The sequence below is a fragment of the Dactylosporangium siamense genome (assembly GCF_016862795.1).
GTDB lineage: Bacteria > Actinomycetota > Actinomycetes > Mycobacteriales > Micromonosporaceae > Dactylosporangium > Dactylosporangium siamense.
Window position 1 is genome coordinate 20,025 of sequence record NZ_BONQ01000146.1, and the last position, 23,495, is coordinate 43,519.

Here is a 23,495-nt window from a genome sequence, read left to right on the forward strand (position 1 = left end):
TCCGGATCACGGAAAAAAGGGGTCAGCGCACGTTGGACTTCACGAACGGCGGCTTCACCACGCGGACCTTCGACCGGCGGCCGCGCACGTCCAGCGCGATCTCGTCGCCCTCGGACACGCCCGCCGCGGTGTCGATCAACGCGAGCCCGATGCCCACCTTGCGGGTCGGGGAGAAGGTGCCGCTGGTCACCTCGCCGATGGGGGTTTCACCCTCGGCCGGCAGGACCGTCATGTGCGCCCGCGGGATGCCCCGGTCCACCGCCTCGACGCCCCAGAGCAGGCGGCGCGGGCCGGCGGCCTTCTCCGCCAGGAGCGCGTCGCGGCCCCAGAACTGTTCCTTGCCCCACCCGACGGCCCAGCCGGAGCGGGCCTGGACGGGGCTGATCTGCGGCGACAGGTCCTGTCCGTGCAGCGGGTACCCCATCTCGGTGCGCAGCGTGTCACGGGCGGCCAGGCCGCACGGGCGGGCACCGGCGGCGACGACGGCGTCCCACAGGGTGTGCGCGTCGTGGGACGGCACCACCAGCTCGTAGCCGTGCTCGCCGGTGTACCCGGTGCGGCACACCACCACGTCGGTGCCCTGGAACGCGGACACGGTGAAGCTCATGTAGTCGTGGTCGGTCGGCAGCCCGATGCCGTCCAGCAGCTCCGCGGCGCGGGGGCCCTGCACGGCGAGGACGGCGAACAGCTCGTGCTGATCGACCACGCTGATGCCGGTCGGGGCCGCCGCGACGAGGCGCCGCACGACCTCGGCCGTGTTGGCCGCGTTGGGGATGAGGAAGACGTCGTCGTCGCCGAACCGGTACGCGATGAGGTCGTCCACCACGCCACCGTTCTCGTCGAGGCACAGGGTGTACTGCGCCTGACCTGCGGCGATACGATTGAGGTCGTTGCTGAGGCAGCGGTTGACGAAGTCGGCCGCGCCGCGGCCGCGCACCCGGGCCTTGCCCAGGTGCGACACGTCGAACACGCCGGCGTCCTCGCGGACGGCCGTATGCTCCTTGAGCACGCCGCCGCCGGCGTATTCCAGCGGCATGTCCCAGCCACCGAACGCCGCGAACTTGGCACCGAGCGCCGCATGGCGGTGATACAACGCGGGGTGCCGCAAGGGTTGCGTCATGCCCGCAACCTATCGCGTTGGTTATCGTGTCCAGCACCCGAATCGGCGGCATGCTGAAGATGCGGTGCCACCGTCGAAGCTGCGGTGCAGCCGCAGTGAACGCTGACGCAGAACATCACCAGTGATCTGGAGCCCGAGTGACCGCCCTGAACCTGGTCGACACCGACCCCGCCGAGCTCACCGTCGACGCCGTCGTCGTCGGTGTCTACGCGCACGACGGCGGTGACACCAAGCTGCTGCTCGCCTCCGGGGCGGAGAGCGTCGCGGCGGCGTTCAGCGACCGGCCGGGTGGCGGGCTGGCCGAGACGTTGCGGACGCTCGGTGCGACCGGTGCGGTCGGCGAGGTGACGAAGGTCGCCGCGTTCGGTGCCGTGACGGCGCCGCTGGTGGTGGCCGTCGGGCTCGGGCCGGAGCCGGCCGGTGCCGCGCCGGCGGCGGAGACGCTGCGGCGGGCCGCCGGTGCCGCGACGCGGGCCCTGGCCGGGTCGGCGTCCGTGGCCCTGGTGCTGCCGCTGTCGGACCGGGACACGCCCACCGACGACGAGCTGACCGCCGGCGTGCGGGCCGTGGCGGAGGGCGCGGTGCTGGGGGCGTACCGCTTCGCCGGGTACAAGACGAAGGGGACGCGGCCGGACCCGGTCCGCAAGGTGGTGCTGCACGTGCCGGACGCCGCGGCCCGTCCGGCCAAGGCGGCGGTGAAGCGCTCCGGGACCGTCACCGCGGCGGTGACCCGCACCCGTGACTGGATCAACACCGCCCCCAACGACCTGCGGCCGCCGCAGTTCGCCGAGCAGGCCGCCGAGGCCGCGCGGGCCGCGCAGCTGGACGTCAGCGTCCTGGACGAGAAGGCCCTGGCCAAGCAGGGGTATGGCGGCATCCTCGCGGTCGGCCTGGGCTCGGCGGCGGCGCCGCGGATGGTGCGCATCGCATACGAGCCGGCGGGCGCGACCCGCCGGGTGGCGCTGGTCGGCAAGGGCATCACGTTCGACACCGGTGGCGTGTCGATCAAGCCGGCGCAGGGCATGTGGGAGATGAAGTCCGACATGTCGGGCGCGGCGGCGGTGGTGTCGACGATGATCGCGATCGCGGCGCTGAAGCCGAAGGTCGCGGTGGTGGCGTACGCGCCGATGGCCGAGAACATGGCCTCCGGCAGCGCGTACCGGCCGGGCGACGTCGTGACGATGTACAACGGGCACAAGGTCGAGGTGCTCAACACCGACGCCGAGGGCCGCATGATCCTCGGCGACGCGATCGCGCGGGCCTGCGAGGACGAGCCGGACTACCTGTTCGAGGTGTCCACGCTGACCGGCGGGCAGGTCATCGCGCTCGGCAAGCGGATCGCCGGCGTGATGGGCACGCCGGAGCTGTGCGACCGGGTCCGCGACGCCGGTGACCGGGCCGGCGAGCCGGCGTGGCCGATGCCGCTGCCGGAGGACGTGCGCAAGGGCATGGACTCCGAGGTGGCCGACATCTCGCAGGTCAACGCGGGCATGGACCGGGCCGGGCACATGTTGCAGGGCGGCGTGTTCCTGTCCGAGTTCGTGGCCGAGGGCGTCCAGTGGGCGCACATCGACATCGCCGGTCCGAGCTACCACTCCGGCGAGGCGTTCGGTTACTGGGCCAAGGGCGGCACCGGCGTGCCGGTGCGCACCCTGATCAGCCTCCTCGAGGAGATCGCCGAGGAGCGCTAGCCGCCGCCGTTGTTCTTGTTGCGGGCGTTGTAGTCGCGCATCCGCTGCGGGTACCCGACCAGGGCCACGTCGTAGATCGGCATGCTGAGCTTGTGCGCGAACTGCCGCGCCACCTGTGGGTTGTCCACGCGGCGGCGGGTCCACTCGCCGTCGTGTGCGATCAACAACAGTGTCGTTTCTGTCACTGTCGTGCGGGGCTCGATGAAGCCCTCCACGCCCCGGCGGGACCGGATGAACTCCTCCAGATGCCGCAGGTCGTCACGGCTCGCGGTGCGCCCACCTGCGGCGGGCTTGCGGCGGCTGAACCAGGCCACGATCCGTTTCCCTCCCCGTGACGATCCCCGACGAAGGGGCGCTCAGCGTACGACGTCGGGGCACCTACCGTCGCAGGCGGACAGCGGTGGTGACAAGATGGCCAAGGATCGTCATGCCATCACGGGCCCAACAGGTCCGTGCATCACCTGGGAGAATTCGTGAGCGACCCACACGCCAACTCCTTCGACGTCCTGATCCTGGGCGGCGGCAGCGGCGGCTACGCGGCGGCGTTCCGCGCGGCGCAGCTCGGGCTGTCCGTCGGCCTGGTCGAGAAGGACAAGCTCGGCGGCACCTGCCTGCACCGCGGCTGCATCCCGACCAAGGCGCTGCTGCACGCCGGTGAGGTCGCCGACGCGGCCCGCGAGGCGGAGCAGTTCGGCGTCCAGGCGACGTTCAACGGCGTCGACATGAAGGCGGTCAACGCCTACAAGGACGGCGTCATCAGCAAGCTCTACAAGGGGCTGCAGGGGCTGGCGAAGGCCCGCAAGGTGACGTTGATCGAGGGCGAGGGCAAGCTCGTCGCCGCCGACACGGTCGAGGTGGCCGGCACCCGGTACAAGGGCAAGAACGTCATCCTGGCGACGGGCTCCTACAGCAAGAGCCTGCCCGGCCTGGAGGTCGACGGCGAGCGGGTGATCACCAGCGAGCACGCCCTGACACTGGACCACGTGCCCACGTCCGCGGTGATCCTCGGTGGCGGCGTCATCGGCTGCGAGTTCGCCAGCGCGTGGAAGTCGTTCGGGGTCGACGTGACGATCGTCGAGGCCCTCCCGCGGCTCGTCGCGGTCGAGGACGAGGCGAGCTCCAAGGCCCTGGAGCGGGCGTTCCGCAAGCGCGGCATCAAGTTCAAGGTCGGCAAGCCGTTCGAGGGTGTCGAGCGCACCGACGCCGGCGTCCGGGTGAAGATCCAGGGCGGCGAGACGATCGAGGCAGAGCTGCTGCTCGTCGCCGTCGGCCGCGGCCCGACGACCGCCGGCCTCGGCTACGAGGAGCAGGGCGTGAAGATGGAGCGCGGATTCGTCCTCACCGACGAGCGCCTGCGCACCAGCGTCTCCGGGGTCTACGCCGTCGGCGACATCGTGCCGGGCGTGCAGCTCGCGCACCGCGGTTTCCAGCAGGGCATCTTCGTCGCCGAGGAGATCGCCGGGCAGCACCCGCAGGTGATCGACGAGGCCGGCATCCCGCGCGTGACGTATTCCGAGCCCGAGATCGCCTCCGTGGGACTCAACGAGTCGAAGGCCCGCGAGCTGCACGGCGACAAGATCGAGACGGTGCAGTACGACCTGTCCGGCAACGGCAAGAGCCAGATCCTGAAGACCGCCGGTTTCGTGAAGCTGGTGCGCGTCAAAGACGGCCCGGTCGTCGGCGTCCACATGGTGGGCGCGCGCGTGAGCGAGCTGATCGGCGAGGGACAGTTGATCTACAACTGGGAGGCGTTCCCTGGTGACGTCGCCCCGCTCGTGCACATGCACCCCACGCAGAACGAGGCGATCGGTGAGGCGTTCCTGGCGCTCGCCGGCAAGCCGCTGCACGTCCACTGATCATCTGGGACCCGACCGCCACAAGCACTGTCCAGCGCTGTTTCAAGGAGACTGTTCATATGCCGGTATCGGTCACCATGCCCCGGTTGGGCGAGAGCGTCACTGAGGGCACCGTCACTCGCTGGTTGAAGCAGGAGGGTGACCAGGTCGAGGCCGACGAGCCGTTGCTCGAGGTCTCCACCGACAAGGTCGACACGGAGATCCCGTCCCCGGCGGCCGGCGTGCTCACGCGCATCGTCGTGCAGGAGGACGAGACCGTCGAGGTCGGCGCCGAGCTGGCCGTGATCGGCGACGCGGGCGACTCCGGTGCCGCGCCGGCCGAGGAGCCCGCCGCCGAGGAGCCCGCCGCCGAGGAGCCCGCGCCCGCCGCCGAGGAGCCCGCCGCTGCCGCCGAGGAGCCCGCGCCCGCCGCCGAGGAGGCGCCCGCCCCGGCCGCCGCGGCCTCGGGCGAGACCACGTCGCTGAAGATGCCCGCGCTGGGCGAGTCCGTGACCGAGGGCACCGTCACCCGCTGGCTCAAGCAGGTCGGCGACGCCGTCGAGGCCGACGAGCCGCTCCTGGAGGTCTCCACCGACAAGGTCGACACGGAGATCCCGTCGCCGGTCGCCGGCACGCTGCTGGAGATCAAGGTCGCCGAGGACGAGACCGTCGAGGTCGGCGCCGAGCTGGCCGTGATCGGCGCCGCCGGTGCCGCGCCGGCCGCGTCCCAGCCCGCCCCGGCCGAGCCGAAGGCCGCGCCCAAGCCCGAACCCAAGGCTGAGGCCAAGCCCGAACCCAAGCCCGAGCCAAAGCCCGAGCCGAAGCAGGCCGCGGCCCCGGCGCAGGCGGCCGCCCCGGCGCCCGCGCAGCCGGCCCAGACCAAGCCGGCCGCCGCCGCTCCGGTCGCCGCCGGTCCCGGCACCAGCGCCAGCGCCAACGGCAAGGTTGAGGGCGACGAGGCGGGATACGTCACGCCGCTGGTGCGCAAGCTCGCCACCGAGCACGGGGTCGACCTGTCGTCGCTGTCCGGCACCGGTGTCGGCGGCCGCATCCGCAAGCAGGACGTCCTCGACGCGGCCGCGAAGGCCAAGGAGGCCGCCGCCGCGAAGCAGGCCGCGCCGGCCGCGCCGGCAAAGGCCGAGACGGCCCCCGCGGCGAAGGCGTCGCCGAGCCCGCTGCGCGGCCAGACGCAGAAGCTGACCCGGATGCGTGCGCTGATCGCCCGGCGCATGGTCGAGTCGCTGCAGGTGTCGGCGCAGCTGACCACGGTCGTCGAGGTCGACGTCACCAAGGTGGCGAAGCTGCGGGCGAGGGCCAAGCAGCAGTTCCTCGACACGCACGGCGTGAAGCTGTCGTTCCTGCCGTTCTTCGCCCTCGCGGCGGTCGAGGCGCTGCGGGTGCACCCGTCGGTGAACTCCTCGATCGACCTGGAGGCCGGCACCGTCACGTATCACGACGCCGAGCACCTCGGCATGGCCGTCGACTCCGAGAAGGGGCTCATCGTCCCGGTCATCCGCAACGCGGGCGACCTCAACCTCGGCGGCCTGGCGAAGCGGATCGCGGACGTGGCCGAGCGGACCCGGTCCAACAAGCTCAACCCGGACGACATCGCCGGCGGCACGTTCACGCTGACCAACACCGGCAGCCGCGGCGCCCTGTTCGACACGCCGATCATCAACCAGCCGCAGGTGGCGATCCTCGGCACCGGCGCCGTGGTCAAGCGGGCCGTCGTGGTCAACGACCCGGAGCTCGGCGAGATCATCGCGCCGCGCTCGATGGTCTACCTGGCGCTGTCCTACGACCACCGGATCGTGGACGGCGCCGACGCCGCCCGCTTCCTCACCACGGTCAAGGAGCGGCTCGAGGGCGGCAACTTCGAGGCCGACCTCGGCGTGTAACACCCGGATCACCCGGAAGGGGCGCCCCTCGGGGCGCCCCTTTCTGCGTCGAATTGTGGTAGCGGGTCGGCGACTGGGCAAGATGACCGCATGCAGATCCTCATCGCGGGCGCGTCCGGGTTCCTCGGCGGGCGGCTGGTGCCGCACCTGCGCGCCGCCGGGCACGACGTCACCCAGCTGGTCCGCCGGCCCGCTCGCAACCCGGGTGAGCTGCGCTGGGACCCGGCCGGCGGGCTGCTCGACGCGACCGCCGTGGCCGGTAGGGACGCGGTGATCAACCTGGCCGGCGCCGGCGTCGGCGACCGGCGCTGGACCGCCCAGTACAAGCGGACGCTGCGGACCAGCCGCGTCGACACCACGGCGACCCTGGCCCGGGCCATCGCGGCGGCCGGCGCCGAACGGCCCCGGGTGCTGCTCAACTCGTCCGCGGTGGGGTTCTACGGCGACACCGGCGACCGGCCCGTCGACGAGCAGTCACCCCCGGGTGAGGGGTTCCTCGCCGACCTGTGCAAGGTGTGGGAGGCCGCGACCCGCCCCGCGGAGGACGCCGGGACGAGAGTGGCGCTGCTGCGCACCGGCTTCCCCCTGGCGAAGGACGGCGGGCTGCTGAAGCCGCTGTACCTGCAGTTCAAGCTGTTCGCCGGCGGCCGGATGGGCGGCGGCACGCAGTACCTGCCGTGGATGTCGCTGCCGGACTGGCTGGCCGCCGTCACGTTCACGCTCGAGCGGGAGATCACCGGCCCGGTGAACCTGACCGGGCCCGAGCCGGTGACCAACGCCGAGTTCTCCGCGGCCCTGGCGAAGGTGCTGCACCGGCCGAACCTGCTGCCGGTGCCGGGGTTCGCCCTGAAGGCGGCGGTCGGCGAGTTCGGCGCAGAGGCCCTGGTCAGCCAGCGGGTGCTGCCCGGGGTCCTGGTGCGCGAAGGTTTCCCGTTCGCGCACCGGACCGTCGAGGCGGCGCTTCAGCAGGCCGTGTCGGCCACGACGTAGTAGTTCGCGCCGGTCTGCTGCAGGCCGTGCGTGGTGAACACGTTGTAGAGGCCCATCGCCTGGTTGGAGCCGTTCGCGTAGACGTAGCCGCCGCTCTGGTGCGCCCGGCCGGCGGTGACGTGCGCGTAGTTCGACGCCCGGACGCACGGACCGGCGGTGGGTGTCGGGCTCGGCGACGCGGTCGGGGAACCGGTGGGCGTCACCACGCCGCCGTTCAGACCCCAGTCCAGGGCCTGGTAGTACGACGAGCAGATGGTGTCCTTGTAGTACGTGCCGGCGGTGCCGCACTGTTCGGTGGCGGAGCCGGGGTCGACCGGCGTGGCGTGCGTCATGCCCGACACCAGGTACACCTTGACCTTGTCGCCGTAGTTCGCCAGGGACGTCCCGCCGGGCAGCGACGACGTGGCGGTCGGGGTCTGGGACACGCCGAGCACGTTGGTCCACTGGTCCCGCAGCTCGGTCGCGTTGGCCGGGGCGACGGTGGTGTCCGACGTGCCGTGCCAGATCGACACCCGGGGGCGGGTGCCGCTGTAGCCGCTGTACGCGGAGCGGACCAGGTCACCCCAGGCCGCGGGGGTCTTGTCGACGCCCGGGTTCATGCAGCTGAAGGCGCTCGTGGTCGAGGTCGCGCAGCGGTACGGCAGGCCCGCCATGATCGCGCCGCCGGCGAACACGTCCGGATACGTGGCGAGCATCACGGCGGTCATGGCGGCACCGGCGGACAGGCCCGTCACGTACACCCGGCCGCGGTCGACCTGGTAGTTGGTGGCGGCGTAGTCCACCATCTGCTTCACCGACAGTGCCTCGCCGGCACCGCGGGCCGTGTCGCCGGTCTCGAACCAGTTGAAGCAGCTGGAGCTGTTGTTGGCGGACTTCTGCTCCGGCAGGACGAGGGCGAAGCGCCACAGGTCGGCGTACTTGCGCCAGCCCGCGTTGGTGAAGTAGTCGGTCGCGTTCTGGGTGCAGCCGTGCATGGCGACGACCAGCGGCGCGTTGGCCGGCAGCCCGTCCGGGCGGTAGCTGTACATGGTGAGGTTGCCGGGGTTCGAACCGAAGCTGGACACGGTGGTCAGCGACGCGGCATAGGCGGGCGTGGACACGACGGTCAGGCCGACGGCGGTCGCGAACACGGCGATCGCGGGCAGGATGAAGCGCAACCAACGGGGCATGGCGGTGCCCTTTCCTCTCGGGGGATGCCCACGCTAGGTGTGACGCTTCACGCACCACTATGTCCCTTGTCCACACATTCTTGACCCCGCTGCGTGAGGGTTAGGCTGAGGCGTGACCAGCATTCTGGGTTTTGAGGTGAAGCGGGCCGGCCTCGTCGACTACGAGACGGCCCTGGCTGAGCAGCGGCGGATCCACGAGGCCGTCGCGGACGGCACGGCGCCTGACACGGTGTTGCTGCTGGAGCACCCGAGCGTCTACACCGCCGGCAAGCGGACCGAGCCGGCGGACCGGCCGTTCGACGGCACCCCGGTCGTCGACGTCGACCGCGGCGGCAAGATCACCTGGCACGGCCCGGGGCAGCTGGTCGGCTACCCCATCGTCAAGCTGCCCGAGCCGATCGACGTGGTGGCCTACGTGCGTCGCATGGAGCAGGTCCTGATCGACGTGTGCGCCGAGTTCGGCCTGGCCACGGTGCGGGTCGAGGGACGCAGCGGGGTGTGGGTCGCCGCCGACGAGCGGGGCCCGGACCGCAAGGTCGCCGCGATCGGCATCCGGGTCGCCCGGGGCGTGACGCTGCACGGGTTCGCCATCAACGCCGACTGTGACCTGTCCCGCTACGACATCTTCGTCCCGTGCGGCATCCGCGACGCGGGCGTGACGTCACTGGCCGCGGAGCTGGGCCGCGACGTGACCGTCGAGGAGCTCCTGCCCGTGGTCGAGCGGCACCTCAAGACCCTGTACTGACCCGGTAGGCGACGACCGGGATCAGCTCCGGGTCGACGTCGTCGAGGCGGTCGTGCCCGGCGCGGCTGAAGCCGATCAACGCCTGGAGCGCCCGGTCGCCGAGCTCGGCCGGGCGGTCCGCCGTCTCGAACGGCAGCGGCTCGCCGAGGTCCTCCAGGACACCGGGGTTGGCGCAGACGCTCAGCGACCGCAGCAGCGCGCCGTCGCGCCACACGCCGAACGCGCACCACTCGGCGTCGCCGTGCGCGGCGTGCAGCAGCACCTGCCGGCGGCCGGTGGCCGCGAGCACCGCCGGGTGCAGCTCGGAGGGCCGCTGCGGCGTGAGCGTCCAGCTGCACACCAGGTCCAGGCCGGCGAAGCAGCCGACGTACACCACGTGCTGCGGCGGGTTGAGCGCGTCGGCGAGCAGCTCGTCGCCGATCTCCCGCACGGCCGCGCCCGGGAAGAGCCGTCCGGCGAGCACCCGGGTCGCGGGCTTGTCCAGCACGGGACAGGCCCGCAGGACATCGATGGGATTACCGTCGGACCAGACCACCAACGTGTCGTTGAACGCCACAGTTGCGTCATTGCCAGGCGCCCGGACGGGGAAACCTCGCAGACGTGACGTCAATCGCGTTCCCGGCGGCTGGGCAGGCCTCGGGCGTAGGCTTTCCCGTGTGACCGCCGTTGTTCCGGAAGGCCGTCGTCTGCTGCGCATCGAAGCGCGTAACGCGGAGACGCCGATTGAGCGCAAGCCGCCGTGGATCAAGGTCTCCGCGAAGATGGGGCCTGAATACACGCACCTGCGAGGCCTCGTGCAACGCGAGGGCCTCCACACAGTGTGCCAGGAGGCCGGCTGTCCCAACATCTACGAGTGCTGGGAAGACCGCGAGGCGACGTTCCTCATCGGCGGCGACCAGTGCACCCGGCGGTGCGACTTCTGCCAGATCGACACCGGCAAGCCGGCCGAGTTCGACGCCGACGAGCCGCGCCGGGTCGCGGAGTCGGTGGCGACGATGGGCCTGCGCTACGCGACGGTGACCGGGGTCGCCCGCGACGACCTGCCCGACGGCGGTGCCTGGCTCTACGCGGAGACCGTCCGGCAGATCCACGGCCTGGTCGACGGCTGCGGCGTGGAGCTGCTCATCCCCGACTTCAACGGCGAGCCGAAGCTGCTCGCCGAGGTCTTCGAGGCACGGCCCGAGGTCCTGGCGCACAACGTGGAGACGGTGCCGCGGATCTTCAAGCGGATCCGTCCCGCGTTCCGCTACGAGCGCTCCCTCGACGTGATCACCCAGGCCCGCACGGCCGGCCTGGTCACGAAGTCCAACCTGATCCTGGGCATGGGCGAGGAGCGTGCCGAGGTCTCCCAGGCGCTGCGCGACCTGCACGAGGCGGGCTGCGAGCTGGTGACCGTCACGCAGTATCTGCGCCCGACGCCGCGGCACCACCCGGTGGAGCGCTGGGTGAAGCCGGAGGAGTTCGTCGAGCTGGCGCAGGAGGCCGAGCAGATCGGCTTCGCCGGCGTGCTCAGCGGGCCTCTGGTGCGCTCGTCGTACCGGGCGGGCCGGCTCTACCGTCAGGCCCTGGACAGCCGGGCGCTGAAGGCGTGAGGACCTCCCACTAGAGTGGGAGGTATGGCAAAGGCCCAGGAGCCGGAGAAGGTCTCCTTCTTCACTCGGCTCAAGCAGATCGGCATGGTGTTCTCCTTCACCGCCAAGCGCGACAAGCTGTTCGTCCCGCTTGTCCTGGTGGTGATCCTCGTGCCGCTCATCGCCGTCGGCGTCGCCGTCGCGCTGGGCGTGTCCTGGGTGTGGGCGCCGATCGGGGTCCTGGCCGCACTGCTGGGCACGGTCATCGTGCTCAACCTGCGCTCGCAGAAGGCCATGATGCGCGAGGCCGAGGGGCAGCCCGGCGCGGCCGCCTCCATCATCGAGAACATGCGCGGCGACTGGCGGGTCACCCCGGCCATCGTCTCCACGACGCAGTTCGACATGGTGCACCTGGTCATCGGCCGGCCCGGCGTGATCCTGCTCGGCGAGGGCAACCCGACCCGGGTCCGCGGCCTGATCAACCAGGAGCGCCGCCGCCTGGTGAAGGTCATCGGCAACGCCGACCTGCGCGACTTCGTGATCGGCAACGAGGAGGGCCAGCTGCCGCTCGCGAAGCTGCGCAACACGCTCGTCCGGCTGCCGCGCACGATCACCGGCAAGGACGTCAACGCGCTCGACAAGCGGCTCACCGCCCTGTCGGCGCGGCCGCAGATGCCCCGCGGCGCGATGCCCAAGAACATGAAGCCGCCGAAGGGCGCGTTCAAGGCGATGCGCGGGCGCTGAGCCCGCCCCTACGAGGCCGCCGGTGCCGTGGTCACGACCCACGAGCCGGCGGCTTTGTCGTGCCACCCGCGGCCGTCCTTGTCCATGATCAGCGCCGGTACGGCCAGCAGCAGCAACGCACCCCGCAGGATGGCCCTGGGCACGCCGATCGGCCCGCCTGTGGCCATTGACACACACCGGATGCTGAAGATGCGCATCCCGAGGGTCTGGGCGAAAAAGCCGACGAACAGCCCGTACACCACCAGCAGGAGGCCGGGCGCGAGCCATGGCGCCTCCACCGGATCGGCGAACGCCCTGCTGATGAGCAGGCACAGCAGCCAGTCGACGAGCAGCGCACCGAACCGTCTGGACAGCGATGCCGCGGTGAGTTCCACGGCGGGTCAGCCTACCGGCCGACCACACCTCGGTGATCTGGCCGGACTGGTGGCGCCGAAACACAGTGGAAACAATCGAGACATGCCCGGGCAATCGCACAGTTCTACGGTCGCGACCAACCAGCCACCTTCACACTGAAGTGATCACCACGACTGGCATTGCCTGCGACCTGGAGGACGAGTGTTCGCCAATTCTGACGAGCTGCTGCGATACGTGAAGGACGAGGGCGTCCGCTTCGTCGACGTTCGCTTCTGTGACCTGCCGGGCGTCATGCAGCACTTCAATGTCCCCGCCGAGTCGTTCGACGAGAGCGTGTTCACCGACGGCCTCGCCTTCGACGGTTCGTCCATCCGTGGCTTCCAGGCGATCCACGAGTCGGACATGATGCTGCTGCCCGACGTGACGTCGGCGTTCATCGACCCGTTCCGGATCGAGAAGACCCTCGCGCTCAACTTCTTCATCCACGACCCGTTCACGCGTGAGGCCTACTCCCGTGACCCGCGCAACGTGGCGAAGAAGGCCGAGGCGTACCTCGCGTCGAGCGGCATCGCCGACACCGCCTACTTCGGTCCCGAGGCCGAGTTCTACATCTTCGACTCGATCCGGCACGAGACGTCGGCCAACCAGGCCTACTACTACATCGACTCGGTCGAGGGCTGGTGGAACTCCGGCAAGGACGAGCCGGGCGGCAACCGCGGCTACAAGACCGCCTACAAGGGTGGCTACTTCCCGGTCCCGCCGGTCGACCACTACGCCGACCTGCGTGACCAGATCGTCCAGCGCCTGATCGGCGCCGGCTTCATCGTGGAGCGCTCGCACCACGAGGTCGGCACCGCCGGCCAGGCCGAGATCAACTACCGGTTCGGCACCCTGCTGCAGTCCGGCGACCAGCTGCAGCTCTTCAAGTACATCGTGAAGAACGTCGCCTGGCACGCCGGCAAGACCGCGACCTTCATGCCGAAGCCGCTCTTCGGCGACAACGGCTCCGGCATGCACACCCACCAGTCCCTCTGGCTGGGTGGCGAGCCGCTGTTCTACGACGAGGCCGGCTACGGCGGCCTGTCCGACACGGCCCGCTGGTACATCGGCGGCCTGCTGCACCACGCGCCCTCGCTGCTGGCCTTCACCAACCCGACGGTGAACTCCTACCGCCGCCTGGTCCCCGGCTACGAGGCCCCGGTCAACCTGGTCTACTCGCAGCGCAACCGGTCCGCCTGCACCCGTATCCCGGTGACGGGCACCAACGCCAAGGCCAAGCGCGTCGAGTTCCGCGTGCCGGACCCGTCGGCCAACGTCTACCTGGCCTTCGCCTCCATGCTGATGGCCGGCCTGGACGGCATCAAGAACAAGATCGAGCCCCCGGCGCCGATCGACAAGGACCTCTACGACCTTCCGCCGGAGGAGGTCGCCAACGTCAAGCAGGTCCCCGGCTCGCTCGACGAGGTCCTCAACTCCCTCGAAGGCGACCACGGCTTCCTCCTCGAGGGCGGCGTGTTCACCCAGGACCTGATCGACACCTGGATCTCCTACAAGCGCACCAACGAGGTCGACCCGGTGCGCCTGCGCCCGACCCCGCACGAGTTCGCCATGTACTACGACGTGTGATCTGACCTGTTGGCAACGGCGGCCGCTTGCTCCAAGCGGCCGCCGTTGCCGTGTGTACGCCCCATGATCCGGAAGACCTCGCGTAGCCAGGGGTGCGCAAGGTCTTCCGGATCACGGAAGTGGGGCGGGGCGGCGGTGTGGCCCGTTACCACCAGTTGAAGGGGCTGAACGCGGCCATCTGGTCGGGAGCGATCAAAAGCAGGACACAGCCGCCCAAACAGCACAGCATCGCCAGAACGACAGCCACCGGAACCAGCAGCCATTTCATGACCGTTGACCGGCTGTCGCGGGGTGTCTCCACGAGCGACATCCTCGGTGATGCGGACCCCGGACAGTAGCCCTTGCCGCATGTAGCGCTGCTCACTTCGAGCCCCGGCGGACCCAGGCCGGGCCGGGCACACGAGCTCCGCCTCCGGCGGACAGGGCCGCCCGCCCGTGGACCTCGGCGACCCTGGAAGCCCGGCGGTGCGCTCCGAGCCCACCACCCCGCCGCGATCCCGCCCGTGATCCGGAAGACCTCGCGTAGCCAGGGGTGCGCAAGGTCTTCCGGATCAGGGAAGTGGGGCGGTCAGGAGCTGAAGATGCGCTCGACGGCCTGGCGGGCGCGGCGGGCGACGCGGAGGTACTCGTCCAGGAACTCCTGCGGCTCGACGCCGCCCAGGATCCTCGCCACCGCGGCCAGGTCCGGCCCCTGACGCGGTAGCTGGTCGGTGGCGCGGCCGCGGACCAGTGTCAGCAGATTGCGGACCCGGGACGCCTGCTCCCAGGCGGCCCGCAGGCCGGCCTCGTCGGCGGGGTCGAGCAGGCCGGCTGCGGTGGCCGCGGACAGGGCCTCCAGGGTGCGGGTCGTGCGCAGCGCGGGGACGGTGCGGCCGTGCAGGAGCTGCAGCAGCTGGACGGTCCACTCGACGTCGGCGAGGCCGCCGCGGCCGAGTTTCGTGTGGGTGGCGGGGTCGGCGCCGCGGGGCAGGCGTTCGCTGTCGACGCGGGCCTTGAGGCGGCGGATCTCGTGGATCTGGTCGCGGGTGAGGCCGCCCTCGGGGTAGCGCATCGTGTCGGCGAGGGCGAGAAACCGCTCGCCGAGCGACGAGGAGCCGGCGACGTGGCGGGCCCGGAGCAGGGCCTGCGCCTCCCAGACCTTCGACCAGCGGGCGTAGTACTGCTGGTAGGCGCCGAGGCTGCGCACCAGGGGGCCCTGGCGGCCCTCGGGGCGCAGGTCGGCGTCGACGCCGAGCGGTGGGTCGGGGGCGGGGCGGGCGAGCAGGCGGCGGAGGTCCTCGGCGACGGTGAGGGCGAGCCCGCTCGCGGCGTCGTCGGCCATGCCGGGCGGGGGTTCGTAGACGAAGAGGACGTCGGCGTCGGAGGGGTAGCTGGTCTCCTCGCCGCCGAGGCGGCCCATGCCCACGATGGCGAGGTCGAGACCGGGGGCGGCGGTGACGCCGAGGGTGGCGCGCAGCGTCGCGTCGATGACGGCGGACAGGGCGACGCCGACGGCGGAGACGTCGAGGAAGCCGAGCAGGTCGGCGCAGGCGATCCGGAACAGCTCGCGGCGGCGGGAGGCGCGCACGGCGTTGATCGCGGTCTCGGGGTCGTCGTGGCGGGCGGCGGCAGCCGCGAACTGGGCGGCGAGCTGCGTGGCGGTGCGGGGGACGAGTTCGGCGTCGTCGGCGAGGAGCCGCAGCGCCTCCGGGTCGTGCACGAGGAGCTCGGTGACGTATCGGGACAGGGCGAGGAGCCGGGCCAGCCGCAGCGCCACCGGGCCCTCGTCGCGCAGGAGGCGCAGGTACCACGGGGTGTTGCCGAGCTTGTCGGACACCTGCCGGTAGGCCAGCAGCCCGCGGTCGGGTTCGGGGGCGTCGGCGAACTCGCTGAGCAGGACCGGTAGCAGCTGCCGCTGGATCGCGGCGGTCCGGGACACGCCGCCGGTCAGGGCCTCGATGTGGCGCAGGGCGCCGGCCGGGTCGGCGAACCCGAGCAGCTCCAGGCGGGCCTTGGCGGCGGTGGCGGTGAGCCGCAGCTGCTCGCTGGGGACGCGGGCGACGGCTTCGAGCAGCGGCCGGTACAGCAGCTTCGCGTGCAGCCGGCGGACCTCCTGGGCGTGGCGGACCCAGTCGGCGCGGAAGGACTCGACGGCGTCGCGAGCGGCGTTGGGCCGGTAGTTCAGGGCGTGCGCGAGCCAGCGCAGGGCGGCGGGGTCGTCGGGCACGGTGTGGGTGCGGCGCAGGCGCTGCAGCTGGAGGCGGTGTTCGACGGTGCGCAGGAAGCGGTACGCCCGCAGCAGCGCCTCGCCGTCGGCGAGGCCGACGTACCCGCCCTCGATGAGGCCGCGAAGGCCGGCGATGGTGGTCGGGGTGCGCAGCGACTCGTCGGCGCGGCCGTGCACCAGCTGCAGCAGCTGCACCGCGAACTCGATGTCGCGCAGGCCGCCGGGGCCGCGTTTGATCTCGCGGTCGACCTCGGTGCGCGGGATCTGCTCGATGATGCGCCGGCGCATCGCGCGGACCTCGTCGACGGCCTCGGGGCGTTCGGCGGCGGACCAGATGAGCGGCTGCAGCTCCTGCAGCCAGCGGGCGCCGAGGGCCAGGTCACCGGCGGCGGGCCGGGCCTTCAGCAGGGCCTGGAACTCCCAGGTCTTGGCCCATTTGCGGTAGTACGCGAGGTGCGAGGCGACGGTCCGCACGAGGGCACCGCGGCTGCCCTCGGGGCGCAGGGCGGCGTCGACGGGCCAGGCGACGAAGCCGCAGATCTCCATGAGCCGGGCGGCGAGGGTGCTGCCGGACCGCATCGCGACCTCGACGTCGATGCCGTCGAGCGGCTCGGCGACGTACACGACGTCGACGTCGCTGACGTAGTTGAGTTCGAGGCCGCCGCACTTGCCCATCGCGACGACGGCCAGGGTGCAGCTGCCGGCCAGCAGCGGATGCTCGGCGGAGGCGATCGCCAGGGCCGCGTCGAGGGTCGCGTCGGCGAGCTCGGTCAGGCGGCGCATCGTGACGTCGACGTCGGCGGCGCCGGTCAGGTCGGCCGCGACGATGCGCAGCAGTTCCCGCCGGTACCCGTCGCGCAGCAACGGCACCGTGGTCACGTCGCGGGTGCTGTAGCCGGCGGGGCGCTTGTTCTGCTCGCCCTGCAGTTCCTTCCAGTCCGCCGGGTTGGCCACGAGCAGGTCGCCGAGGGTCGCGGACACGCCGAGCACCCCGATGAGCCGCCGCCGCACCAGGCGGTCGGTGAGGACGGCCGCGCGGACCTCGTCACCGGCGACCTCGACCAGCCGGTGCAGCTGGAACAGCGCCAGGTCGGGGTCGGCGGCGAAGTACAGCGTCTCGAGCAGCGTCGCGGCGTCGTCGTCGGCGGGGCGGCGGGCCTCCGGGTCCCACAGGCGCAGGCCGTCGGGCCCGGCGAGGGCGGAGGATCGGGTGTCGTCGGTGAACCCGAACCGAGCGAGGTGGCCGGCGGGGGGCATCAGGCGGGCCCCAGCAGCGGCAGGGACCGCAGGCCGCCGTCGCCGCGCGGCACTCGGCCGAGCGCGACCGCGGCGAACCGCTCCGCGAACGGCTGCCACACCTCGGCCACGTCGTCCAGGGCCGCCTCGACGCTCTCGAGCAGCTCGATCGGGTCGATGCCCAGGTCGCCGAGGGTGCCGACGCCCTCCATGGCCCACTGCGCGAACATCGGCAGGTCGCATTCGATGTGGAACTGCAGGCCCCAGGCGACGGCGCCGATCCGGAACGCCTGCACCGGGTAGTGCGTGGAGGCGGCGAGGAGGGTCGCGGTGACCGGCAGCTCGACGATCTCGTCGTGGTGCCAGTGCAGCACGTCGGGGGCGAACGGCACCGCGGCGAAGACCGGGTCGTTGTCGGCGACGTCGCGGCGGGCGACGAGGCGCACCCCGATCTCGGGGCCGGCGGCGCTGCGTTCGACGGTGCCGCCGTGCGCCTGGGCGAGCAGTTGCGCGCCGAGGCAGATCGCGAGGGTCGGCACCTTGTGCCGGACGGCCTTGCGCAGCAGGCCGTCGAGCTGGGCGAACCACGGCGCGGCCCGCTGCCCGTCGGCGCCGGCGAACGCGTCCTGCTCGCCGCCGAGGACGACGAGCGCGGCGTAGCCGTCCAGGTCGGCGGGCAGCGGGTCGCCGGCGTGAGGGCGCACCACGGCCAGTTCGAGGCCGCCGCCGGTGAGCCAGCCGGCGAGGCGGCCCGGTCCGTCGCTGGGGTCGTTCTCCACCACGAGCGCCACCCGTCCCCGCGGGGACCCTTCGATCGTCACGACCCGACAATAACGACCGTGGAAGCGTTGAAGGCCGGGGATGCCGTCATGCTCGTGTCGCCGTCGGGGCCGACCGTGCCCGAGCGGGTGGCCCGTGGCGTCGAACTGCTGTCGAGCTGGGGCCTCGAGGTGCGGGTGGGGCGGCACGTGTTCGACCGGGCCGGCTACCTGGCGGGTCACGACGAGGACCGGCTCCGCGACCTCAACGCCGCCCTCGAAGATCCAGAGACAAGGGCGGTCGTGTGTACGAGAGGAGGCTACGGCGCGCAGCGCATCGTCGACCGGATCCGGCTGGGTGCCCCGAAGCACCTCGTGGGGTTCTCCGACATCACGGCGCTACAGCTGGCGGTGTGGCGGCGGGCCGGGTGGCCGAGTGTGCACGGGCCGGGCGCGGCATGGTTCGACGACCGGCTGCCGGCGGCGTCGGCGGCGTCGTTGCGGGAGGCGTTGTTCTCGTCGGGCCCGCTGAGGTCGTACACCACCGAAAATGAGGAGACGAGTGCGGTGACGGTGCCCGGGCCGGCCGTGCGGGGAGTGCTGCTGGGCGGGAACCTTTCGATGCTCGCCAGCACGGTGGGAACCCCGGACATGCCAGACCTATCCGGAAAAATTCTGCTCATCGAGGATGTGGGTGAGGCGCCCTACCGGGTGGACCGGATGCTCACGCACCTGCGGCGGGCCGGCACCCTCGACGGGGTGGCGGGGGTCGCGGTCGGGCAGTTCACCGAGTGCGGCGGCGTGGGGCCCACGACGGTCGTGGACGTGCTGCGGGAGCACCTCGGGGCCCTCGGGGTGCCGGTGCTGGGCGGGCTGCGGATCGGGCACGGGGTCGGGCAGGAGACCGTCGTGCTGGGGGCGCCGGCCGTCCTGGACGTGCACGTGGGCTGCCTCACCAGTCGTCTGACGGATGAGATCGGAAACAGGACTGCGGCAGGATTGAGCCCATGAGTTTCGTGACCACCGGGTTCGGCGGGCGGCGGCGGCAACAGGAGCCGGACCTGCCGCCCGGGCAGTATCTCGCGCACGACTTCCCCGTCCTGTCCGCCGGGCCGACGCCTCGCCTGCACACGGACCGGTGGGAGTTCGTGATCACCACCGAGGCGGGCGCGCAGACGAAGTGGACGTGGGCGGAGTTCACCGCGCTGCCGCACGAGGACGTGACCGTCGACATCCACTGCGTCACCAAGTGGTCGAAGCTGCAGACCGGCTGGCGGGGCGTGGCGATCGACACGCTCATGGAGGACGTCGAGTCGGCCGCGGACTTCGTGATGGCACACTCCTACGACGGGTACACCACCAACCTGCCGCTCGAGGACCTCCTGGACGGCAAGGCGTGGGTGGCGTACCGCTACGACGACGAGCCCCTGACGCCCGAGCACGGCGGGCCGGCCCGGCTGCTGGTGCCGCACCTGTACTTCTGGAAGTCGGCGAAGTGGGTGCACGGGCTGCGGCTGATGCTGGAGGACGAGCCGGGGTTCTGGGAGCAGGCCGGCTACCACGACTACGGAGACCCATGGCGCGAGCAGCGGTACCAGGGAGACTGACCTGGCAGAAGGCCGTGTTGCAGTCGGCGTCGTTCGAGACGCCGACCGCGCGGACGCTGGTTTTCGACGTCCCTGACTGGCCCGGGCACCTGCCGGGCCAGCATGTGGACGTGCGGCTGACCGCCGAGGACGGCTACACGGCGCAGCGCAGTTACTCGATCGCGTCGGCGTCCGGACTCTCGATCACCGTGCAGCGCCTCGACGACGGTGAAGTGAGTCCGTTTTTAACGGATATTTACGACATCGGCCAGCCGGTGGAGCTGCGCGGGCCGATCGGTGGCTGGTTCGTGTGGCGGCCCACCGACCCGGCGCCGGTCCAGCTCATCGCGGGCGGCTCCGGGATCGTGCCGCTGATGGCGATGATCCGGTCGCGGGCCGACCACGGGGTCCGGACGCCGTTCCGGCTGCTCTACTCGGTGCGCACCCCGCAGGACGTCATCTACGCCGACGAGCTGCGGCAGCGGGCCCGCGACGACCGCGGGCTCGACGTCGAATACGTCTACACCAGGGTCCGCGGCTCCCGGATCGGCGTCGCCGACGTCAACACGCACGCGTGGCCGGCCGACTTCAAGCCCGCGGTGTTCGTGTGCGGGCCGACCGGCTTCGTGGAGACCGTCGCGGACATCATGGTGGCGCTCGGCCACGACGCCAGAGGCATCAAGACCGAGCGCTTCGGCTGACCTACATGATCCCCAGGTAGCGCTCGCGCTCGAAGGGGGTGACGACCCGACGGTACTCTTCCCACTCGGTGCGCTTGTTCTTCAGGAAGAAGTCGAAGACGTGCTCGCCGAGGATCTCCGCGACCAGCTCGGAGCCGGCCATCGCGTCGACCGCCTGGGACAGGTTCTCCGGCAGCGACTCGTAACCGGCGGCGCGCCGCTCGCCGTCGGTGAGCGCCCACACGTCGTCCTCGGCGCCCGGCGGCAGCTCGTAGCCCTGCTCGATGCCCCGCAGGCCGGCGCCGAGCATGACCGCGTAGGCGAGGTAGGGGTTGGTGGCCGAGTCCAGCGACCGGACCTCGACGCGGGCCGAGTTGGGCTTGCCGTAGGCCGGCACCCGCACCAGGGCGGAGCGGTTGGTGTGACCCCAGCAGACATACGCCGGGGACTCGGTGATCCGGTTCGGCAGGGTCTGCGGGAAGAGCCGCTTGTAGGAGTTGACCCACTGGTTGGTGATCGCGGTGTACTCCCGCGCGTGGACCAGCAGACCGGCGATGAACGCCTGCCCGACCTTCGAAAGTTTCATCGGGTCGCTGGCGTCGTGGAACGCGTTGCGCTCCCCCTCGAACAGCGACAGGTGCGTGTGCATGCCGCTGCCCGGCTGGTCGGTGAACGGCTTCGGCATGAAGGTGGCGTGCACCCCGTGGGAGAGCGCGACCTCCTTGATGACGTGCCGGAACGTCATGATGTTGTCGGCGGTGGTCAGCGCGTCCGCGTAGCGCAGGTCGATCTCCTGCTGGCCGGGCGCGACCTCGTGGTGGCTGAACTCGACCGAGATGCCGATCCGCTCCAGCGCGAGGACCGCCTGGCGGCGGAAGTCGCGGGCGACGGCGTGGGTGGTGTGGTCGAAGTAGCCGCCGGTGTCGACCGGGGTCGGCAGCGACCCGTGCTCACCCAGCGACTCGAGCAGGAAGAACTCGATCTCGGGGTGGGTGTAGAAGGTGAAGCCCTTCTCCGCCGCCCGCGACAGGGCCCGGCGCAGCACGTGGCGCGGGTCCGCCCAGGACGGCGAACCGTCCGGCAGGGTGATGTCGCAGAACATGCGCGCGCTCTCCCCCGACATGCCCCCCTCGAACGGGAACACCTGGAACGTCGTCGGGTCCGGCATGGCGACCATGTCCGACTCGTAGACCCGGGCGAAGCCCTCGATCGCCGAACCGTCGAAGCCGATGCCCTCCTCGAACGCCGACTCGAGCTCGGCCGGCGCGACCGAGACGCTCTTCAAGGTGCCAAGGACGTCGGTGAACCAGAGACGGACGAAGCGGATGTCCCGCTCTTCGAGCGTCCGGAGCACGAACTCCTGCTGACGGTCCACGGTGGTTCCCCCACGAGCTGCGGTGTCTACGGGCCTAATTCGGGCAAGTCTTGCCCGAAGGTGTTACGCACAAGTTACCGGACCTGCCCATCTCACCCGGCACTGGAGTGAACGTCACAGGAGCACCCGTGCCGGGCTTGGTCCACACTTGAGGTATGCCCCGGTTGCGACTCGCGCTCGCCCAGATCGACCCGACCGTCGGAGACCTCACCGGCAACTCGTCCCTGGTGCACGGTTGGACCAGCAAGGCCGCCGGTGCCGGCGCCCACGTGGTCGCGTTCCCGGAGATGATGCTGACCGGCTACCCGGTCGAGGACCTGGTATTCCGCCGGTCGTTCGTGGCCGCGTCCAAGCGCGCCGTCGACGAGCTCGCCGCGCAGCTGGCCTCCGACGGTCTCGGCGACACCGTCGTCATCGTCGGCTACCTCGACGCCGACGAGGTCGGCCCGCGCAACGCCCTCGCCGTGCTGCACCGCGGCACGCAGGTCGCCACCTACTTCAAGCACCACCTGCCCAACTACGGGGTCTTCGACGAGGACCGCTACTTCGAGCCGGGCGACACGCTGACCGTCATCCGGGTCGGCGGCGTCGACATCGCCCTCACCATCTGTGAGGACCTGTGGCAGGAGGGCGGCCCGTTCGCCGTCGCCGCCCTCGCCCAGGTCGGCCTGGTGGTGAACATCAACGGCTCGCCGTATGAGCTGAACAAGGACGACACCCGGCTCGCCCTCGTCGCCCGCCGGGCCGCGGAGGCCCGGTCCACCGTCGCCTACGTCAACACCGTCGGCGCCCAGGACGAGCTGGTCTTCGACGGCGACTCGATGGTGGTGCGCCCCGACGGCTCGCTGATCGCCCGGGCGCAGCAGTTCGCCGAGCAGCTCATGGTCCTCGACCTGGACCTGCCGGCCGCCGCGCCGGTCCCGCCCGTCGTGGCCGGCGCCGAGCTGCGGGTCGTCAACGTGCTGATCTCCGACAGCGTGGTGGACAGCGACCAGCCGGCGCCCGCGCCGGAGATCGCCGCCCGGGTCACCGACGAGGCCGAGATCTGGCAGGCGCTGGTCCTGGGCCTGCGCGACTACGTGCGCAAGAACGGCTTCCGCGGCGTCGCGATCGCCCTGTCCGGCGGCATCGACTCCGCCGTCGTCACCGCCATCGCCTGCGACGCGCTCGGCCCCGCCAACGTGGTCGCGGTGTCGCTGCCCAGCGGGCACTCCTCGCAGCACTCCAAGGACGACGCCGAGGACATGGCCCGCCGGACCGGCCTGGACTACCGGGTCGAGCCGATCCAGCCGATGGTCGACAGCTTCCTCGCCAACATGGCCCTGTCCGGCCTCGCCGTGGAGAACCTCCAGGCCCGCGTCCGCGGCGTGATCATGATGGCGATCTCCAACCAGGAGGGCCCGCTCGTCCTGACCACGGGCAACAAGAGCGAGCTGGCGGTCGGCTATTCCACGTTGTACGGCGACTCGGTGGGCGCCTTCAACCCCCTCAAGGACGTGCCGAAGACCCTCGTCTGGAAGCTCGCCCGCTGGCGCAACGAGGAGGCCGAACGCCGCGGCGACGTGCCACCGATCCCGGAGCGGTCGATCACGAAGCCGCCGAGCGCGGAGCTGCGCCCCGGCCAGCTCGACGCGGACTCGCTGCCCGACTACGAGGTCCTCGACGCGATCCTCGCCGGCTACGTCGACGGCGACCTCGGCCGCGACGACCTGGTCGCCGCCGGGCACGACCCGGCCGTGGTCGACCGGACCCTGCGCATGGTCGACCTCGCCGAATACAAACGCCGCCAGTCCGCCCCCGGCACGAAGATCTCCATCAAGGCCTTCGGCCGCGACCGCCGCCTCCCCATCACCAACCGCTTCAGCAACTAACTGTTTCTGCTGTTTCTGCTGTTTCTGCCGCGGCGGCCTG

Annotated in this window: 21 protein-coding genes; 13 read left to right on the forward strand and 8 right to left on the reverse strand. The window is 71.4% G+C overall.

Annotation, left to right across the window (positions count from 1 at the left end; genetic code table 11):
• Window positions 1-22: 22 nt before the first annotated feature.
• Window positions 23-1,120, reverse strand: a complete 1,098-nt coding sequence (gene gcvT / locus Dsi01nite_RS45170) for a glycine cleavage system aminomethyltransferase GcvT (RefSeq protein WP_203852626.1) — start codon at window positions 1,118-1,120, stop codon at window positions 23-25.
• Window positions 1,121-1,257: 137 nt separating this feature from the next.
• Here gcvT and Dsi01nite_RS45175 point away from each other — a divergent pair, with 137 nt between their 5' ends.
• On the forward strand, window positions 1,258-2,811 hold the full coding sequence (locus Dsi01nite_RS45175) for a leucyl aminopeptidase (RefSeq protein ID WP_203852627.1): 1,554 nt from the start codon (window positions 1,258-1,260) through the stop codon (window positions 2,809-2,811).
• On the opposite strand, the gene Dsi01nite_RS45180 is transcribed toward Dsi01nite_RS45175, so the two are convergent.
• Window positions 2,808-3,125 (reverse strand): hypothetical protein, encoded by a 318-nt coding sequence (locus Dsi01nite_RS45180; RefSeq protein WP_203852628.1) that lies wholly within the window; start codon window positions 3,123-3,125, stop codon window positions 2,808-2,810. The two genes, Dsi01nite_RS45175 and Dsi01nite_RS45180, sit on opposite strands and share 4 nt — an antisense overlap.
• A gap of 159 nt (window positions 3,126-3,284) precedes the next feature.
• Between Dsi01nite_RS45180 and lpdA the strand changes: the two genes are divergently transcribed.
• The 3 genes from lpdA to Dsi01nite_RS45195 all read left to right on the forward strand — a co-directional run bounded on the left by lpdA (window position 3,285) and on the right by Dsi01nite_RS45195 (window position 7,534).
• Window positions 3,285-4,667 (forward strand): dihydrolipoyl dehydrogenase, encoded by a 1,383-nt coding sequence (gene lpdA / locus Dsi01nite_RS45185; protein ID WP_203852629.1) that lies wholly within the window; start codon window positions 3,285-3,287, stop codon window positions 4,665-4,667.
• A 59-nt stretch (window positions 4,668-4,726) separates the two neighbouring features.
• Entirely contained in the window at window positions 4,727-6,544 is a 1,818-nt protein-coding gene (gene sucB, locus Dsi01nite_RS45190) for a 2-oxoglutarate dehydrogenase, E2 component, dihydrolipoamide succinyltransferase (RefSeq protein WP_203852630.1), read from the forward strand.
• 90 nt (window positions 6,545-6,634) lie between these two features.
• Window positions 6,635-7,534, forward strand: coding sequence for a TIGR01777 family oxidoreductase (locus Dsi01nite_RS45195; protein ID WP_203852631.1), 900 nt, complete (start codon window positions 6,635-6,637; stop codon window positions 7,532-7,534).
• Here Dsi01nite_RS45195 and Dsi01nite_RS45200 read toward each other — a convergent pair.
• Window positions 7,507-8,703: an extracellular catalytic domain type 1 short-chain-length polyhydroxyalkanoate depolymerase gene (locus Dsi01nite_RS45200; protein ID WP_203852632.1), complete on the reverse strand. Its 1,197-nt coding sequence runs from the start codon at window positions 8,701-8,703 to the stop codon at window positions 7,507-7,509. The genes Dsi01nite_RS45195 and Dsi01nite_RS45200 overlap by 28 nt on opposite strands.
• Before the next feature lie 112 nt (window positions 8,704-8,815).
• On the opposite strand from Dsi01nite_RS45200, the gene lipB reads away from it, so the two are divergent.
• The gene (gene lipB / locus Dsi01nite_RS45205; RefSeq protein ID WP_203852633.1) at window positions 8,816-9,448 is read left to right on the forward strand and encodes a lipoyl(octanoyl) transferase LipB; all 633 of its coding nucleotides are present in this window, start codon (window positions 8,816-8,818) and stop codon (window positions 9,446-9,448) included.
• On the opposite strand, the gene Dsi01nite_RS45210 is transcribed toward lipB, so the two are convergent.
• Window positions 9,432-10,004 carry a DUF6928 family protein gene (locus Dsi01nite_RS45210; protein ID WP_203852634.1) on the reverse strand — a complete coding sequence of 191 codons (573 nt, stop codon included), beginning with the start codon at window positions 10,002-10,004 and terminating at the stop codon, window positions 9,432-9,434. The genes lipB and Dsi01nite_RS45210 overlap by 17 nt on opposite strands.
• A 100-nt stretch (window positions 10,005-10,104) precedes the next feature.
• Between Dsi01nite_RS45210 and lipA the strand changes: the two genes are divergently transcribed.
• Together lipA and Dsi01nite_RS45220 are read left to right on the forward strand one after the other, a co-directional pair.
• Window positions 10,105-11,040: a lipoyl synthase gene (gene lipA, locus Dsi01nite_RS45215; protein ID WP_203852635.1), complete on the forward strand. Its 936-nt coding sequence runs from the start codon at window positions 10,105-10,107 to the stop codon at window positions 11,038-11,040.
• A 24-nt stretch (window positions 11,041-11,064) separates the two neighbouring features.
• On the forward strand, window positions 11,065-11,763 hold the full coding sequence (locus Dsi01nite_RS45220) for a DUF4191 domain-containing protein (RefSeq protein WP_203852636.1): 699 nt from the start codon (window positions 11,065-11,067) through the stop codon (window positions 11,761-11,763).
• Window positions 11,764-11,771: 8 nt separating this feature from the next.
• On the opposite strand, the gene Dsi01nite_RS45225 is transcribed toward Dsi01nite_RS45220, so the two are convergent.
• A complete protein-coding gene (locus Dsi01nite_RS45225) occupies window positions 11,772-12,137 on the reverse strand; it encodes an RDD family protein (RefSeq protein ID WP_203852637.1) in 366 nt (121 codons plus the stop codon).
• Window positions 12,138-12,318: 181 nt separating this feature from the next.
• On the opposite strand from Dsi01nite_RS45225, the gene glnA (Dsi01nite_RS45230) reads away from it, so the two are divergent.
• The gene (gene glnA, locus Dsi01nite_RS45230; RefSeq protein ID WP_203852638.1) at window positions 12,319-13,743 is read left to right on the forward strand and encodes a type I glutamate--ammonia ligase; all 1,425 of its coding nucleotides are present in this window, start codon (window positions 12,319-12,321) and stop codon (window positions 13,741-13,743) included.
• A gap of 92 nt (window positions 13,744-13,835) precedes the next feature.
• Entirely contained in the window at window positions 13,836-14,081 is a 246-nt protein-coding gene (locus tag Dsi01nite_RS45235) for a hypothetical protein (RefSeq protein WP_203852639.1), read from the forward strand.
• A gap of 230 nt (window positions 14,082-14,311) precedes the next feature.
• On the opposite strand, the gene Dsi01nite_RS45240 is transcribed toward Dsi01nite_RS45235, so the two are convergent.
• Both Dsi01nite_RS45240 and Dsi01nite_RS45245 read right to left on the reverse strand, forming a co-directional pair.
• Window positions 14,312-17,206, reverse strand: a complete 2,895-nt coding sequence (locus tag Dsi01nite_RS45240; protein ID WP_203852640.1) for a bifunctional [glutamine synthetase] adenylyltransferase/[glutamine synthetase]-adenylyl-L-tyrosine phosphorylase — start codon at window positions 17,204-17,206, stop codon at window positions 14,312-14,314.
• The gene (locus tag Dsi01nite_RS45245) at window positions 17,206-18,006 is read right to left on the reverse strand and encodes a type 1 glutamine amidotransferase (RefSeq protein ID WP_373318939.1); all 801 of its coding nucleotides are present in this window, start codon (window positions 18,004-18,006) and stop codon (window positions 17,206-17,208) included. Before Dsi01nite_RS45245 ends, Dsi01nite_RS45240 begins: the two co-directional genes overlap by 1 nt.
• A 48-nt stretch (window positions 18,007-18,054) precedes the next feature.
• On the opposite strand from Dsi01nite_RS45245, the gene Dsi01nite_RS45250 reads away from it, so the two are divergent.
• Genes Dsi01nite_RS45250 through Dsi01nite_RS45260 form a run of 3 tightly spaced genes read left to right on the forward strand, consistent with a single transcriptional unit; the run spans window position 18,055 to window position 20,230 of the window.
• Window positions 18,055-18,954 carry a S66 peptidase family protein gene (locus Dsi01nite_RS45250; RefSeq protein ID WP_203852649.1) on the forward strand — a complete coding sequence of 300 codons (900 nt, stop codon included), beginning with the start codon at window positions 18,055-18,057 and terminating at the stop codon, window positions 18,952-18,954.
• Window positions 18,951-19,550: a sulfite oxidase-like oxidoreductase gene (locus Dsi01nite_RS45255; protein WP_203852641.1), complete on the forward strand. Its 600-nt coding sequence runs from the start codon at window positions 18,951-18,953 to the stop codon at window positions 19,548-19,550. The genes Dsi01nite_RS45250 and Dsi01nite_RS45255 overlap by 4 nt, the downstream gene beginning before the upstream one ends.
• Entirely contained in the window at window positions 19,520-20,230 is a 711-nt protein-coding gene (locus tag Dsi01nite_RS45260) for a ferredoxin reductase (protein ID WP_203852642.1), read from the forward strand. Before Dsi01nite_RS45255 ends, Dsi01nite_RS45260 begins: the two co-directional genes overlap by 31 nt.
• Before the next feature lies 1 nt (window position 20,231).
• On the opposite strand, the gene glnA (Dsi01nite_RS45265) is transcribed toward Dsi01nite_RS45260, so the two are convergent.
• Window positions 20,232-21,584 carry a type I glutamate--ammonia ligase gene (gene glnA / locus Dsi01nite_RS45265; RefSeq protein WP_203852643.1) on the reverse strand — a complete coding sequence of 451 codons (1,353 nt, stop codon included), beginning with the start codon at window positions 21,582-21,584 and terminating at the stop codon, window positions 20,232-20,234.
• A 155-nt stretch (window positions 21,585-21,739) separates the two neighbouring features.
• Here glnA (Dsi01nite_RS45265) and Dsi01nite_RS45270 point away from each other — a divergent pair, with 155 nt between their 5' ends.
• Entirely contained in the window at window positions 21,740-23,455 is a 1,716-nt protein-coding gene (locus Dsi01nite_RS45270; RefSeq protein WP_203852644.1) for an NAD+ synthase, read from the forward strand.
• The last annotated feature ends 40 nt before the right edge of the window (window positions 23,456-23,495 follow it).